A 16843-nucleotide genomic window follows, 5' to 3' on the forward strand; every position below is an offset into this window, starting at 1 on the left:
ATGAAGGAAGATAAAAAGAAACTCAAACAGGCACGCAAGACCTTTCAAAGCAATCTGAAAGATAGTCGCATGCACTACCGTAGGGAAAAAAGAACTTTTCAAAGCAGTCTTCTCAGAAAAGGCTTTATCCTAAGACGAGCTGAAAAAGCAGAAGCTAGAGAAAGTAAAAAGGCTCTCAAAGAAGCCTATCACGAAGAGAAAAATCTTGCCAATGAGAGTTTTCACGAAGCTATCCGCTATGTGTCTCCCAGATTATTAAAGGCAAGAGAAATCAAAAACTATCGACTACCTCAATCCAAGAATCGTCTCAAATTTGCTAGAAAACATTTAGCTCAGGTGCTAGAAAAAGAGAAGGCAAATGGACTTACCCCCAAGTTTCACTTTCAAAAGGACAAGTCACTCGATCGCTTGCAGGCTGAAAAAGAAATCAGGGTTGCAAGACAGGACCTAAAGCAGGTCAAACAGGTACATAAAGGAAATAAAACGTCTACCAAAGTCAAACGAGGACTAGCCAAACTTGGTTCAGAAGCGCTTGATGTGGTCTCACAAGATGATGACCTAGAAGGTGCAAGAACGCTTCAAGAAACGGTTATTAAAAGCAAGCGCTACGCCCGCTTTACCTACCAGTCCGCAAAAGTGGTGACAAAGACTGGTCAACGAGGCTATCAGTTGTCCAAACAAGGGTTAGCCCATATCAAAGAGCGCTTTAGCAATGTGAAACAAGGAAAGGGCTGGGCCAGAAGCAAGCCCCTAAAGCCTAAACGTCGCTATCAAACCTTTCTGAAAGGTGCTAGAAAGCAAGCCCTTTCTGGTTTTAAGGGAATGGTTCAAGCCATTAAAAGCAGTTTGACTTTCTTTTCAGCCCTAGCTTCTAATCCAGTTACTTGGCTCATCTCAGGTCTCTTCTGTTTTCTAGTGCTTGTCATGAGCTTTATCATGAGTGTGTCTGGGGCAAGCCTGATCCAACAAGACGAGGTAGCATTGACCAAAGCCTACACCCACATGACTTGGGAGGATGCCAACCAGTCGAGCACTAATAACAAGGGCATTACCTATTACACCAAGATAGATGATGTCATGGCTTACATGAATCATCAGTTTCAAGATTATGAACTTGAGGAAACCATGGAAAATGGTCAAGGCACTTATAAAACCTACTTAAGTCAACTTTGGCAGGACTTAAATGGCGGATCTAGTCTCAAAACCATGTCAGAGCTTCATCAAACACCGCAGTATAAGTTATCCGATGAAGACCAGGCTGATCTTAAGGAATTAAGTGAAGAAGGTGTTTATCAAGCCCTCCAAGAGTTGGACAATCCTTTTCAAGGTCAGACAGAAGACGATACGCTGACCATGACCTACCGTTATGGCTACGATGCCATAGACAAGAAACCAGAACTGCACCATCATATTCTCCTAGAAGCTCAAGAAAACCAAGTTATTGTCGCACCAATGGATGGCAAGGTTTCTCTTGATGGAGAAACGATTATCTTAAGTAGCGGTAAAGGGCTAAATAAGGTCAAGTTAACCCTTTTTAACATTGCGACTGGTCGTGTGTCAGAAGGACAGGTAGTTAAAGCGGGAGACATTATTGGTCAAACCAAAGACAACACTGGTTTAAAGGTTGCTTATCAAAAGGTGGATACTGAATCCGAGAAGTTTGTCTATGTCAATCCAGCGTTTTACTTTCCAAAAGTCATTCAACTCCAAACCACTATCTTACCGACCATTGGTCAATTCGGTGGGGATGAGTTCCAACGTGCCAAGGCTATCTATGACACTCTCAAAAAAGAAGGGGCAACTAATCAAGCCATTGCGGCTATTTAGGGTAACTGGTCGGTTGAATCCTCCATTAACCCTAAAAGAGCAGAGGGGGATTACTTGTCGCCCCCAGTTGGGGCAAGTGAGACCTCTTGGGAGGATGAGACTTGGCTTGCCATGGGTGGACCTGCCATTTATAATGGTAGGTATCCCAATATCCTCCATCGAGGTCTTGGTTTAGGTCAATGGACGGATACAGCAGATGGTTCTCGTAGGCATACATTGTTGCTGGAATATGCCAAGTCAAAGCAGCAGAAATGGTATGATTTAGGCTTACAGTTAGATTTCATGCTTCATGGGGATAACCCTTATTACACCAATTGGTTAAAGGACTTCTTTCAAAATACAGGAAGTCCTGCCAGTCTTGCCCAGAGTTTTCTCATTTACTGGGAGGGAAATTCAGGCGATAAACTTTTAGAGCGTCAAACCAGAGCCACCGAATGGTATTATCAGATTGAAAAGGGCTTTAGTCAGCCAAATGGTGGAACTGCTCAAAGCGATCCTAAATCCTTAGAAGCTGTCCGAGGTGATCTGTTCGAAAATTCTGTGCCGGGAGGTGGAGACGGTATGGCCTATGTTTATGGCCAATGTACTTGGGGTGTCGCGGCACGTATCAATCAATTAGGTTTGAAACTGAAAGCGAGAAAATCTCGATTATCAATACCATGGGGAACGGTCAAGATTGGGTCAGAACAGCTGCTAGTCTTGGTGGAGAAACTGGCTCAACACCAAAAGAAGGGGCTGTTCTGTCCTTTGCGGGAGGCAGTCATGGGACGATGCTTGATTACGGGCATGTAGCTTTCGTGGAGAAAGTCTATCCAGATGGGTCATTTCTCATCTCTGAAACCAACTATAATAACAATCCGAACTACACCTTCCGTAAGATTTCAGCATCAGATAGCGCCATGAGTTTTGTCTATACAACGAAATAGAAAAGAATCAATTAACAAGTTGAGATTTGTTAGCTCATTCTTCTGTTTTTTATCATTATATCTGCATTTTATCATAACGTATGATAAAATGCAGATATAATGATAAAATGGAGAAAGAAATGGATCTTAGTAAAGTTAGCACAATTTTTCAAGCTTTTCACTTTGACGCTAATGTATCTCCTGTGAGTCTTGACTTACCCATTATCTTTCAAAGACGATATGATTTTGCAAATGTAGTTGTTGCTAAGCAAGAGTTCTTGCTAATGTCTGAAAAAAGGTCAGGAAGTTTGGATAATTTTGTTAAACAGGCTCAGGCTGTTCAGAGGCAGACACATCAGAACGTTATTTTAGTCTTTAGGCAATTGGCAGATGATGACAAGAAAAAACTCTTGCATGCAGGAGTGTCCTATCTTGATTATCAAGAAAATGCCTATTTACCGCAATTAGGGTTTCTATATTCCAAAATATCAGATACAAAAGAAATTGAAAAAGAGCTAACACCAACAGAACAACGAGTATTGATTATTTTGCTACTATTTGTACCGGATTTGGTCATTGATATTGATAAAATTAGCCAGTTATCAGGTCTAGCAGTACCTAGTTTGTACCGGATTTTCAAATCTTTTAAAGAAAGAGGTTGGTTGACCAATCAACGGAAATCTTATCAATTAGCAAAAACGAAAGTAGATTTATTTAGTGAAGTCAAAATTCTTTTAAAAAATCCAATTACTGACGCTGTGATTATTTCTGATGAAGATTTTCAGAGACTAAAAACTGATTGTGACTTTCAAATATAACATATTGAAGCTTTATCATACCTTGGTATGTTAGCCAATACGGAAAGTTACGGTCAATATACGTTATCTAAAAAACAATTTAAAAAAGTTGAAAAAACGATTAAGCAACCTATTTTTCAGGGGCACCGTGTCGAAATTTGGACTTACGAACCGATTGTTTTTGATTATAATAGCAATACTTGGATGGGAGTTAAGTCGAATTGTAGTATGGTAGATCCTATTTCTTTGTATTTGACGTTAAAAGATAATGATGATCCTCGTATTATGGAGGAAGTGGAAGAACTTGACAAAAAGATATATATGATTTTAGGAGATAAATATGCCGGCTAATTTTAAACCTGCTTTTAAAAACACGTTTCAAGATTTCAAAGACTACTATGTCTTAATTGGTGGTACAGCTACTTCGATTGTGCTTGATGCGAATGGTTTTGAAAGCTGTACAACGAAAGATTATGATATGGTTATCATTGATGAATCAAAAAATAAGCAATTCTATGAAGCATTGACAAATTTTTTAGAATTGGGAGAATATGAGGAAGGTCATAAGGACCACAAAGCGCAACTTTTTCATTTTACAACAAAGAAGTCAGGTTTTCCAGAAATGATTGAGCTATTTAGCATTCTTCCGGAATATCCTTTGAAGAAGCTCAGCAGAGAAACACCAGTACATTTTGATGAAGAAGCTAGTCTGTCTGCCTTATTATTAGATGAAGACTATTATCAATTACTGATTCATGAACGGTAAGAGATTGAAGGGTACTCTGTACTGAGCAATCGTGGGTTAATTGTATTTAAAGCTAAAGCCTGGCTTGATATAAGAGTTCGTGCCGAACAAGGGGGCCATGGTCTTAGCAAGAAGATTAAGAAACACTTGAATGATATCACACGATTAGCAGGTTTACTTCATGCGGGTGATAGGTTATCTGAATTAAATGTCTCTGAGTCACTAAAGAATGATATGAAACATTTCATTGAGTTACTTTCTTTAGATGTTCTGTCAATTCCTCAAAATGATGATATTTTCCTATCTAGAGAAGAAGTCTTTGAGATTTTAAAACAATTTTTAATAACATAAAGAGATGCTATCAGATCTTCTGATAGTTTTTTCTTTTGTACTTATTTTCTGTGATAACAAAATCAAGCCTTCTTTTTTATGATGAGATGAGAGTGACAAAGTGTCTCTTAACATCAAAAGAAAAGAAGGAAATGCCATGACCAAACAATGTCATCATCACTTTTTAGTTAATCAGGAAAAAGGCGAGAAACGCGTCTTTCGCAAAAGCAAGAAATACCGTACCTTATGTTCGGTTGCTTTAGGAACACTTGCAACAGCTATTGTTGCCTGGAATGGAAATGTGAGTCATGCGGATGAAGTGACGGCACCACTAGATAATGCCATTCAACGAACTGAAAATCCTGCCACTAATTTACAAGAGGCTCAACCGAATGCGGTTAGTGAACAAGCAGGAAGTCTTGAAGCGACTGGGCAATCAGAAGGGGCTTTATCTGTTACTGTGCCGCATGATACAGTGACCAATGCTGTCGAGGCAGCACAAGTCGAAGGCGTGACAACAGTTCAGGATTCTCCCATGGATTTGGGCAACACGACTTCGGCCAGTGAAACCACCACACAACTGGATAAGGCAGAAGCAGATGCGGCTAAACAAGTACAAGCGATTACATCAGTTACCGAAAGCTATAAGACCGAAAAAGCTACCTATGAAGCTGAGAAAAACCGAGTGGAAACCCATAATAGTGAGTTGACTTCGGCTTATGATAAAGCTACTCAAGCGGGAAATGTACTCAACCAAGCTGTAGATGCTAAGGTGTCAGAGCTAGATAAGTCAAAAGTAAGCATTGCTACCGAAACCGTGACGTCAGGAGATGGCAAATCTGTATCAGGCTATACAGATTACGTTAATGCTATAAGCCTTATTGATCAGCAGAATAAGGATAATCTAGCTGATTATCTAGCTAAGAAAAAGCAAGTGATGCCATTATTGAAAAGAATCTCGCTATTCAAAAAGAAAATGAAGCAGGTCTTGCAAAAGTCCAAGCAGAAAATGAGGCTATCGCAAAGCGTAATCAAGCTGGTAAGGAAGCCATTGATGCGGAGAATGCAGCAGGTCAAGCAGCGGTTGATAAGCGCAATCAAGATAAGCAAAATACAAGCGATGCGACGGCTGAAACCATCGTAGCAATTACTAAACGTAATCAGGAAAAAGAAGCCGCAGCTAAAAAGGAAAACGAGGCGATTGATGCCTACAATGCCAATGAAAAGGCTCGTTATGAGCGAGACTTGGCAGAGATTTCTAAAGGAGAAGAGGGCTACATCTTAGAAGCCCTTGCACAAGCTCTTAATCTCAATAACGGAGAACCACAAGCTAAACACGGGGCTGCCACTCGAGAACCTGATCAAGTAATCGCTAAGGGAGACGCACTTCTAGGGGGTTATAGTAATATCTTAGATTCAACAGGTTTCTTTGTCTATAATCAATTCTCAACTGGGGAGACCCTGACCTTCAACTACAGTAATCTTCAAAACGCTCGCTTTGATGGCAAGCAGATTACCAATATCACTTATGACATCACTAATATCGCTTCTCCACAAGGAACAACTAGCATAACTCTCGTTGTTCCCAATGACCCAACCGAAGGCTTTATTGCCTATCGTCCTGACGGTACAGGCGATTGGCAGACAGACAAGATGGAGTTTCGTGTGGTGGCGAAGTATTTCCTTGCAGATGGAACACAAGTAAGTTTCACCAAGGAAAAACCTGGAGTCTTTACCCATTCATCTCTTAACCATAATGATATTGGTCTGGAGTATGTCAAGGAGAGTTCTGGTAAATTTGTCCCCATCAACGGATCTAGTATTCAAGTCACAAATGAAGGTCTAGCTCGCTCGTTAGGTGCTAATCGTACTAGCGATTTAAACCTTCCTGAAGAGTGGGATACCACGTCTAGTCGCTATGCCTACAAAGGGGCTATCGTTTCAACCATGACATCAGGAAATACTTATACTGTAACGTTTGGGCAAGGTGATATGCCTGCGAATGCTGGAGGGATTTCTTATTGGTTTGCCTTAAATACCCTACCTGTTGCGCGGACAGTTACCCCTTATAGTCCTAAGCCACATGTGACCCCTGACTTAGAACCTCTGCCAGATCCTGTACCTTTTACCCCAGAAGTCTTCACTCCAAAGACTTTTACGCCTGAAAATCCTGTGACCTTTACCCCAAAACCTTTGGAGACGGTGGTTGAGCCAAGTGTCACCTTGACTAAGGTTACTTTACCAACAACACCAAGTCCAGAACCTCTTCCGAAAGTTCCAGATGTGCCAACGATTCATTACCATGACTATACTCTGACAACAACACCAAGTATTCTAAAAGAAGTGGTCAACCGTGACCAAACTGATATTCACAATAAGCAGATCGCAAAAGACTCAGATGTCATTTATCCCTTGACCGTTGATAGTCTCTCGTCCAATCGTCCACAAACCACAAGTCTAATCTTTGAAGATTACTTGCCAGCTGGTTACGCTTTTGACGAAACAAAGACTAAGTCTGACAATCCAGACTATGACATCAGCTTTCAAGCTGGGAAGAACTTTGTGACTCTAACTGCTAAAGCGTCTTTACTTGAAGACCTGAACAAAGATTTAAGCAAGAGCTATCAACTAGTTGCTCCTAAGCTTTATGGAACCGTTCAAAATGATGGGGCAACCTATTCCAATAGTTACAAGCTCCTTATCAATAAAGAGACGCCTAATGCCTACACAGTGACCTCAAACGTGGTGACTGTGCGTACTCCTGGTGATGGTACAACGACCACTCTTATCCAACCTCAGAAACAAAATGAGAATGCAGATGGTGTTCTCATCAATGATAAGGTGGTAGCACTTGGAACAACCAATCATTACCGCTTGACTTGGGACTTGGACCAATACAAGGGAATTGAAGTAGACAAAGACCAGATTGCTAAAGGGTTCTTTTATGTCGATAATTATCCTGAAGAAGCAATGCTTCCAGATAGTGAGTCAGTCCAAATCTTTACACCAGATGGTCAAGTGGTTTCTGGCATTCGAGTCACCACTTACGCTAGTTTGTCAGAAGCACCAAATGCCTTGCAGGAGGCTCTAGCTAAACGCAAGATTACTCCTAAAGGTGCTATTCAAGTCTTTGAGCCTGAAGATGCCAAAACTTTCTATGAAACCTACGTGACGAAAGGTCAAAACCTAACCATCGTGACACCAATGACGGTGCGTGAGGACCTCTACAATTCTGGTAAAACCTATGAAAATATCGCTTATCAAGTGGACTTTGGTCAGGCTTATGCGACCAATACGGTCACAAACAGCGTACCAGTCGTAAAACCAAGTAAACATAATACCAACGACAAGGGCGTTACCATTGATGGTAAAACGGTTCTGCCGAATACTGTCAACTATTACAAAGTAGTCTTAGATTATAGTCAGTATAAGGATATGGTGGTTACAGAAGATGCTTTAGCGAAAGGCTTTTACATGGTTGATGATTACCCAGAAGAAGCCTTGACCTTAAACCCAGATGGGGTTCAGATTATGGACAAGGAAGGAAACTTAGTCAAAGGTCTTAGTGTTAAAGCTTACGCTAGTCTATCCGAAGCACCGAAAGCTGTTCAAGAGGCCATGGCAGCCAGAAACTTTATCCCAAAAGGTGCCATCCAAGTCTTGAGTAGCGATGACCCCAAAGCCTTCTTTGGCACCTATGTCAAGACTGGTCAAACGCTTGTCGTAACAACCCCAATGACCCTTAAGAACACCTTAATAAAGACAGGTGGTCAGTATGAAAATACGGCTTATCAGATTGATTTTGGCCTTGCTTATGTGACGGAAACTGTGGTCAATAATGTACCAAAATTAGACCCACAAAAAGATGTGGTTATTGACCTCTCTCATAAGGGAGAGAGCCTTGATGGCAAAGAGATTGCCTTCAACCAAGTCTTTAATTACCGTTTGGTGGGGTCTCTGATTCCAGCCAATCGTGCAACGCCATTGGTTGATTACCAATTTAATGATGATTACGATGAGGCGCATGACGAATACAATGGTGTTTACAAAGTCTATACCTTGGTGGATGTGACCCTAAAAGATGGAACGGTTCTCTCTAAAGGTACAGAAGTGACTCGCTATACCTTGCAAGAAGTGGATACGGAAAAAGGACAGGTAGCCATCCGTTTTGATCAGAGTTTCCTTGAAAGCCTAACAGATGCTTCAGAATTTCAAGCAGACGTCTATCTACAAATGACTCGAAAAGCAGCTGGTCAAGTGAGAAATACTTACCAACATACGGTTAATGGTTATTCCATTAGTTCAAATACTGTGACTACGACGACACCAGAACCAGAGACGCCGCAACCAGAAACCCCTAAACCACAGGATCCACCACTACCAAGTACACCACCAGCGCAAGCGTCTCTTTTGCCAAGTACAGGCGACAGTCAATCGCTTTTAGCTTTGGTTGGTGGAGGACTACTGCTTGGTCTTGCTCATGGTCTTTCCAAACGCAAAAAGGAGGATAACTAGATGGAACCAAAAACTATTTATGAGAGAGATTCCGATAAAGATGGTCTCACAGATGCCCAGGAACTGGCATTGGGAACCAACCCCTTTAGTAGTGATTCAGATAGTAATGGTATGACTGACCTAGAGGAAGTACAAATTGGTTTTCTTCCAACTGTAAAGCAAACAAAGGAGAAGAGTTATGACTTGGACCTATGACACGATTAGTCAAAACCTATCAGAAATGGCAAAAAGCAACTATCAGGACTTGGTCAAAGCCTTCCTAGCTATGGAGTTCAGCCTAGATAATCAACCTATCCTGAATAGGGTTTATCAAGATTTCATGAAAGTAGATGACATGCCACTCCTTAGTGATGACTTGCGACAGTTGGCAACACATTACCAAGAAGAGGTCAAAGCAGAGCTGACAGATATGTTTGAGAAGCTGTATGGAACTGGCGAAGGATCTAGTTTTGTCATGGATGTGATGGCTTCAAATAGTATTTTGGAAACGATGGGAAGTTATGACATCCTAGATTCGGAGGATTATTCGTCTTTGACTCTGGAAACGTTGCAGGAAATTGTCCAGCATGACCTTCCAATCAGCAGTCAAGACTATTTTGGAGATGTATCGCTTCTTGCCTTAGAGAAGGATTTGCTTGACCAAAAAAGTCAATTCTTACAACACTATGTGACTAGTCTTTTAGAGACCATGCCCCAACTAAAAGACCAAAGAGACTTGGTCCTAGAGTAAAGCAAAGGGCTGAGAGTGTTTCTCAGCTCTTTTTTTGAATGGAGACACAGATGATGAACCGAGATGACTTATTACAGATGTTGCGGGCGACCATACCTCGTGACAAGACACTACTAGAAGCCTTTTTAGTCTATCAAGCCTTGCATTTTGAGGAAGATTGGGAGAGCTTAATTAAAAATTTTATGACAAGAGATGGACAGGAACGTGTACTGGTACCAGTTGAAACTTTTGAGGCAGAGATTTCTGCTTTTGTGAGGGCTAGTTTTTTGAGCGGTGTCTCTGACTTAGCAAGTTACACCCAAACCTTTGGACAGACAGGCTTAGCAAAATTAAACCAACTTAACCAAGAAGAAAAAGACCTCGTGATTGAAGTTGCCCTCTATAATTTAGTCACTCGCTTTCAACTCTTGGATAGTGATGGTGCTTATCACTCGATTTCACATTTAACCCTTTTAGACAAAGGGGATAGTGCCAATCTGGTCAATGTCTTTCGTGTTGCCAATAACCTTTCTGACCGGATTAGTCGTGACATTGAGCAATTTCTTTTGACTTATGAACCAGAGGTTGAGGAATTGCAACAGGTGGTTATAGAAGAAACCGAAGTCATCAGAGAGATTGCTTTTAGAGAAGAAGGGTTTTATCTCATAGCCAGCTTAGAAGAAGACCTTTCCCAACTGGATTTGAGAACTGGGCAAACAGAACACCTACCAGCTTACGAGCGATTAAACCTATCGCAGAAGTTTGACATTCTAAGCTATTTTGACCAAACTCGAAATGACCTCTCAAAACTCCCAAACCTTAGACGTGGGGACTTTGATAGTGAGATAGAAATGACACCTGTTTATGAAGGCGACCAACTGTTGACTTATTTGGAGGCAGATGGTTCAGTTTATGACTTGAAGCGTCCCTTAACGGCAATGGAAGAAAGCATCTTAGAGGAGATTAGCCAAACCATTTTAGCTGAAAATACGGACAAGTTGATCCGTCTAGGGATAGATTTGGTTTCCCTTGATTCTAAACAACGAGGGATTCTATTAGATGCGACTGGGCGTTTTCGTTTAAAGGATGAGGACTTATTACTCTTGAGCGAATACGCTCATGCGTCAGTCACTCAATTAGCTTTAACGACAGAACTCCTTCAGATGGGCCTAGCTCACGATAAGGAAAGATTCTTTTTGACAAGCCAGCTTGACTTAGAAGCCTTAAGGACTGTGGCGTCTACCTTTTTACAGGACACCTTAAGGATTGATGAAGCAGTGGCTTTTGAGGAAGACAAGTTGAAAGACCCTGATCTTAATTTTAGAGAGTGGCGAGAAGCAATGACGCAACCTAAAGAAGAAAAAATACCTGCTCAAATCTTACAAGAGAATCCATTGGTTCAAGACCTGTTGAAACGGTATCCTCTTGGGTCTATGGTGTCTTACAAAGGACAGGACTTTGAGGTGTTGGAGATTGAGGATGCCAACTTAAATGGCTTAATCAGGATTGAACTACAGAATGGTTACACAGAATTGATAGAACAAAATCCAGTTCTTTACCTACGAACCTTAGATGAAATCACACAAGCACTATACGTCTCTCATGCGGAAATCGAAGAAGTAGAAGAACCTGTCCCTGAGAGACAGACGTACCCTCCTCTCCTAGTTATCAAGCATTAAACGATGAAGATCCAGACAGTATCATAAGCATATCGGAAGACCAAGAAAAGGCGGAGGAAAGTCATCAAGAGCTAGATCTTTTTTCCTCTTTATGGAGGAGGCAGACGAGACATCAGTAGATAAGGAAAGTGAAGAGAAAATGCTTGTTTCTAGCAAACCAGAGTCAGAAGATGGAGTGACTGTCCCAAGTTCGACTGAACCTTTAGTTGACTTCCACTTTCCAGAAGACTTAACAGACTTTTACCCCAAGACGACTAGAGAGAAGATAGAGACCAATGTGGCGGCCATTCGCTTAGTCAAATCGCTTGATCAATCCGGTAGATTTCCAACACTTGAGGAACAAGACCTCTTGGCCAAGTACGTTGTACGTTGGTTGGGGTGGCTTAGCCAATGACTTTTTTGATGACTACAATCCCAAATTTTCTAAGGAACGAGAAGACCTGAAAAGTCTTGTTACTGAAAAAGAATATTCAGATATGAAACAATCGTCTTTAACCGCCTACTATACCGATCCAGCTATCATTCGTCAGATGTGGGACAAGCTAGAAGCAGATGGCTTTTCAGGTGGGAAAATCTATGGGGACTGGGAATTTCTTTGCGGCCATGCCAAGGCATTTGAGAGAAAAAAGTGAACTGTATGGTGTGGAACTAGACCCTATGACTGGAGCCATTGCCAGATACTTACAACCCAACGATCATATTGAAGTAAGAGGCTTTGAGACGGTTGATTTTAATGATAATAGCTTTGATTTGGTTATTTCAAATGTGCCCTTTGCCAATAGCCGTATCGCAGATAGTCGCTATGATAAGCCCTATCTGATTCATGATTACTTTGTTAAAAAGTCGCTTGATGTGGTGCATGATGGTGGGCAAGTGGTTATTATTTCCTCAACTGGAACCATGGACAAACGGACAGAGAATGTCTTATAGGATATTCGTGAGACAACGGATTTCCTTGGTGGTGTGCGTTTGCCAGATACTGCCTTTAAGGCTATTGCAGGAACGACTGTCACAACAGACATTTTGTTCTTCCAAAAGTATTTAGAGAAAGGCTATGTTTCAGATGATGTAGCCTTTTCAGGTTCTATCCGCTATGACAAGGACGAGCGGATTTGGCTCAATCCCTATTTTGATGGGGAGTATAATGCTCAAGTTTTTGGGACTTACGAAGTCAGAAACTTCAATGGCGGCACCTTGTCCGTTAAGGGAAATCAGGAGAACTTGCTTGAAGATTTATCGGAAGCCCTTAGTCAGGTTAAAGCTCCAAAACCTCTTGATCTTTCTCAAATTGAAATAGCTCCAGAAGTCATGGCTAAGCAGGTTATTGACACCTCTATACCAGCTACAATCAGAGAGAGCTTAGAGAAATATAGTTTTGGTTATCAGGGAAATACCATTTACTATCGTGATAACAAGGGCATTCGTGTTGGAACAAAGACTGAGGAGATGAGTTACTATGTGGATGAAGAAGGTAACTTTAAGGCTTGGGATAGCAAGCATTCTCAAAAGCAGATTGACCGCTTTAATGAGCTTGAAGTTACTGATAACACTGCCCTAGATGTTTACGTGACTGAGGATGCGACTAAACGCGGTCGCTTTAAAGGTTACTTTAAAAAGACAGTCTTTTATGAAGCACCTCTATCTGAGAAAGAAGTGGCACGGATTAAAGGCATGGTTGATATCAGAAATAGTTACCAAGAGGTTATCGCCATTCAGCGTTTTTATGATTATGACAAAGACGAGTTTAACCATTTGTTAGGTAAACTCAATCAGACCTACGACACCTTTGTCAAACGCTTTGGCTATCTGAATAGTCCTGTCAATCGCAATCTCTTTGATAGTGATGACAAGTATTCCCTGCTTGCCAGTCTAGAAGATGAGGGACTTGACCCAAGTGCTCAAAACGTGATTTACACCAAATCATTAGCTTTTGAAAAGGCCTTGGTCCGCCCTGAAAAAGAAGTGACGGAAGTTTCTACTGCCCTTGACGCCCTTAATTCTAGCCTAGCAGATGGTCGTGGGGTTGATTTGCCTTACATGATGTCCATTTATCGGGGTGTGACAAGAGACAGCTTGATTGAGGAATTGGGAGACCAGATTATTCCAGAACCAGAGCAGTATTTACAAGAGGGTGAAGTGGTCTATGTCTCACGTCAGGACTTCCTATCAGGTGATGTTCTCACAAAACTAGAGGTCATTGACTTGCTTATCAAACAAGACAATCAGGACTTTTCTTGGGCTTATTATCAAGGGCTTTTGGAGGAGGTACGTCCGTAACGAGTGACCTTAGCTGATATTGATTATCGGATTGGATCACGCTGGATTCCCTTATCTGTTTATGGCAAATTTGCCCAGGAAACCTTTATGGGACAGGCCTTTGACCTAACAGATCCAGAAGTGGAAACTGTCCTTGAAGTGAATCCTCTTGATGGTAGCCTGTCCTATCAATCCAAGTTTGCCTTTAGGTATTCGACAGTCACCGATAGAAGCCTCGGCGTTTCTGGCTCACGGTATGATACAGGACGTAAAATCTTTGAAAATCTCCTTAATTCCAATCAGCCTACCATTACCAAGCAAGTGGAAGAGGGCGATAAGAAAAAGAATGTGACGGACGTAGAGAAAACAACGGTTTTACGCTCAAAAGAAGCTGATATTCAAGACCTCTTTCAAGACTTTGTGGCCAGTTACCCAGAAGTTCAACAGGTGATTGAAGATACCTATAACGCCCTCTATAATCGGACTGTTTCAAAAACCTACGACGGCAGCAACCTTATCATTGACGGCCTTGCCCAAAACAATCAACTTAGACCCTACCAAGAAAATGCCATTCAACGCATTGTGGAGGAAAAACGAGCGTTACTCGCTCATGAAGTGGGTTCAGGAAAGACCCTGACCATGCTTGGGGCTGGCTTTAAGCTCAAGGAACTGGGCATGGTGCATAAGTCCCTTTATGTGGTGCCGTCTAGTTTGACGGCTCAGTTTGGCCAAGAAATCATGAAGTTCTTTCCTACTAAAAAAGTCTACGTGACGACTAAGAAAGACTTCGCTAAAGCCAAACGCAAGCAGTTTGTGTCACGGATTATCACAGGAGATTACGATGCCATTGTTATTGGGGATTCCCAGTTTGAGAAAATTCCCATGAGTCAGGAAAAACAGGTCACCTATATTCAAGATAAACTGGAGCAATTACGAGAAATTAAACAGGGTAGTGACAATAATTATACGGTCAAGGAGGCGGAACGTTCGATTAAGGGCTTAGAAAAGCAGTTTGAAGAACTTCAAAGACTGGACCGAGACACCTTTATTGAGTTTGAAAATCTCGGCATTGACTTTCTCTTTGTGGACGAGGTACATCACTTCAAGAATTTACGTCCTATTACTGGTCTTGGAAATGTCGCTGGCATTACCAACACAACCTCTAAAAAGAACGTGGATATGGAGATGAAGGTACGGCAAGTTCAAGCAGAACACTATAATCGAAATGTGGTCTTTGCGACAGGGACACCTGTTTCAAACTCAATCAGTGAGCTTTATACCATGATGAACTACATTCAATCTGATGTCCTAGAGCGGTATCAAGTGTCTAACTTTGATTCTTGGGTAGGGGCTTTTGGGAATATCGAAAACTCTATGGAGTTAGCTCCGACTGGAGACAAGTATCAGCCTAAGAAACGTTTTAAGAAGTTTGTGAACTTGCCTGAACTCATGCGGATTTACAAGGAAACCGCTGATATTCAGACCTCGGATATGCTGGATTTACCTGTCCCTGAAGCCAAGATTATTGCAGTTGAGAGTGAGTTGACAGAAGCCCAGAAGTATTATCTTGAAGAGTTAGTGGAGCGTTCAGACGCTATCAAGTCAGGTAGTGTTGATCCTAGTGTCGATAACATGTTAAAAATCACTGGGGAAGCACGGAAACTTGCCATTGATATGCGTCTCATTGACCCTGCTTATACTTTGTCGGACAATCAGAAAATCTTACAAGTCGTGGATAATGTGGAACGGATTTATCGTGAGGGAGAGACTGACAAAGCTACTCAGATGATTTTCTCCGATATTGGGACACCAAAAAGCAAGGAAGAAGGCTTTGACGTTTACAATGAAATCAAGAGCCTATTAGTCGATCGAGGCATTTCCAAAGAAGAGATTATCTTTGTCCATGACGCCAATACCGATGAGAAGAAAAACTCTTTGTCTCGTAAGGTTAATAGTGGAGAGGTACGGATTCTCATAGCTTCTACCGAAAAGGGAGGAACAGGCTTAAACGTGCAATCTCGCATGAAAGCTGTTCATCATTTAGACGTTCCTTGGCGTCCCTCAGACATTCAGCAACGCAATGGACGTTTAATTAGACAGGGAAATAGTCATCAAAATGTAGAGATATACCACTATATTACCAAGGGTTCCTTTGATAATTATTTGTGGGCAACGCAGGAAAATAAACTACGTTACATTAAGCAAATCCTGACCTCAAAATACCCTGTCAGGTCAGCTGAAGACATTGATGAACAAACCATGACAGCCTCTGACTTTAAGGCTTTGGCAACTGGTAATCCCTACCTCAAACTCAAGATGGAATTGGAGAATGAGCTGACAGTACTTGAGAATCAAAAACGTGCTTTCAATCGCTCAAAAGATGAGTACCGTCATACCATTTCTTACTGCGAGAAGCATCTCCCTGCCTTGGAAAAACGTCTTAATCAGTATGACCGAGATATTGCCCAATCCCTAGCCACCAAGCATTTGGATTTTGCCATGAGCTTTGAGAATCAAACGTTTGATAATCGTGCAGAAGCAGGGGATTATCTTTGCAAACTCATTAGCTACAACCGTTCAGAAACCAAGGAAGTAAGGACTCTTGCCTCCTTTAGGGGCTTTGGGTTGAAAATGGCAACAAGAAGCCTTAGTGAACCTCTACCTGATATGGTCTCTTTGACCATTGTCGGAGACAACCAGTATTCGATTGCTCTGGACTTAAAGTTAGATGTAGGAACTATTCAACGCATTAACAATGCCATTGATCATATCCTAGATGACCAAGAAAAAACGGAGAAGATGGTCAATAACCTTAAAGATAAGTTAGCAGTCGCCAAAGTTGAAGTCAATAAGGTCTTTCCCAAGGAGGAGGACTACCAGTTAGTTAAGGCTAAGTATGAGGTGCTTGCGTCCCTGGTTGAGCAAGAAGCTGAAATCGAAGACATTGACACAGCTTTGGCCAAATTTAACGAAGTCGGTTTACAGGAAAATAAAAACCAACAATTAGCTTTAGAATTTTAACATTTAGGCTGACAAAAAAAGTTGAACGCGGTAATCTAAAAGCAAGAAATCACTAAAGG

General features: G+C 41.5%; 7 protein-coding genes and 4 pseudogenes. All 11 read left to right on the forward strand.

Annotated features, from left to right (window positions below; all coding sequences use genetic code 11):
* The 11 genes and pseudogenes from STRIC_RS06110 (at position 1) to STRIC_RS06160 (ending at position 16784) form a co-directional block, all read left to right on the forward strand.
* Entirely contained in the window at positions 1-1827 is a 1827-nt protein-coding gene (locus STRIC_RS06110) for a M23 family metallopeptidase (RefSeq protein ID WP_008089073.1), read from the forward strand.
* Between the two features lie 54 nt (positions 1828-1881).
* A pseudogene (locus STRIC_RS13065) lies at positions 1882-2208 on the forward strand (phage tail tip lysozyme); the annotation flags it as partial.
* A gap of 200 nt (positions 2209-2408) precedes the next feature.
* The gene (locus STRIC_RS13070; RefSeq protein ID WP_407635923.1) at positions 2409-2753 is read left to right on the forward strand and encodes a CHAP domain-containing protein; all 345 of its coding nucleotides are present in this window, start codon (positions 2409-2411) and stop codon (positions 2751-2753) included.
* 107 nt (positions 2754-2860) lie between these two features.
* Positions 2861-3550, forward strand: a complete 690-nt coding sequence (locus STRIC_RS11585) for a hypothetical protein (protein ID WP_234944198.1) — start codon at positions 2861-2863, stop codon at positions 3548-3550.
* Positions 3551-3577: 27 nt separating this feature from the next.
* Entirely contained in the window at positions 3578-3880 is a 303-nt protein-coding gene (locus STRIC_RS12655; RefSeq protein WP_008088850.1) for a hypothetical protein, read from the forward strand.
* Positions 3870-4292, forward strand: a pseudogene (locus STRIC_RS12425) (hypothetical protein); the annotation flags it as partial. The gene STRIC_RS12655 and the pseudogene STRIC_RS12425, both read left to right, overlap by 11 nt.
* Before the next feature lie 129 nt (positions 4293-4421).
* Positions 4422-4625 (forward strand): hypothetical protein, encoded by a 204-nt coding sequence (locus STRIC_RS12430; protein WP_008089079.1) that lies wholly within the window; start codon positions 4422-4424, stop codon positions 4623-4625.
* Between the two features lie 136 nt (positions 4626-4761).
* A pseudogene (locus STRIC_RS06135) lies at positions 4762-9119 on the forward strand (SspB-related isopeptide-forming adhesin).
* Positions 9120-9314: a thrombospondin type 3 repeat-containing protein gene (locus STRIC_RS06140; RefSeq protein WP_008089000.1), complete on the forward strand. Its 195-nt coding sequence runs from the start codon at positions 9120-9122 to the stop codon at positions 9312-9314.
* A complete protein-coding gene (locus STRIC_RS06145) occupies positions 9298-9849 on the forward strand; it encodes a hypothetical protein (RefSeq protein WP_008088882.1) in 552 nt (183 codons plus the stop codon). The genes STRIC_RS06140 and STRIC_RS06145 overlap by 17 nt, the downstream gene beginning before the upstream one ends.
* Before the next feature lie 53 nt (positions 9850-9902).
* Positions 9903-16784: pseudogene (locus tag STRIC_RS06160) on the forward strand (DEAD/DEAH box helicase family protein).
* Positions 16785-16843 lie beyond the last annotated feature (59 nt).

The organism is Streptococcus ictaluri 707-05 (assembly GCF_000188015.2).
GTDB classification, from domain to species: domain Bacteria; phylum Bacillota; class Bacilli; order Lactobacillales; family Streptococcaceae; genus Streptococcus; species Streptococcus ictaluri.

Excerpts from the sequence above, each read along its gene's own strand:
- STRIC_RS11585 (WP_234944198.1), top strand. The coding sequence starts at position 2,861 with ATGGAGAAAGAAATGGATCTTAGTAAAGTTAGCACAATTTTTCAAGCT.
- STRIC_RS06110 (WP_008089073.1), top strand. The coding sequence starts at position 1 with ATGAAGGAAGATAAAAAGAAACTCAAACAGGCACGCAAGACCTTTCAA.
- STRIC_RS06145 (WP_008088882.1), top strand. The coding sequence starts at position 9,298 with ATGACTTGGACCTATGACACGATTAGTCAAAACCTATCAGAAATGGCA.
- STRIC_RS06140 (WP_008089000.1), top strand. The coding sequence starts at position 9,120 with ATGGAACCAAAAACTATTTATGAGAGAGATTCCGATAAAGATGGTCTC.
- STRIC_RS13070 (WP_407635923.1), top strand. The coding sequence starts at position 2,409 with ATGTACTTGGGGTGTCGCGGCACGTATCAATCAATTAGGTTTGAAACT.
- STRIC_RS12655 (WP_008088850.1), top strand. The coding sequence starts at position 3,578 with ATGTTAGCCAATACGGAAAGTTACGGTCAATATACGTTATCTAAAAAA.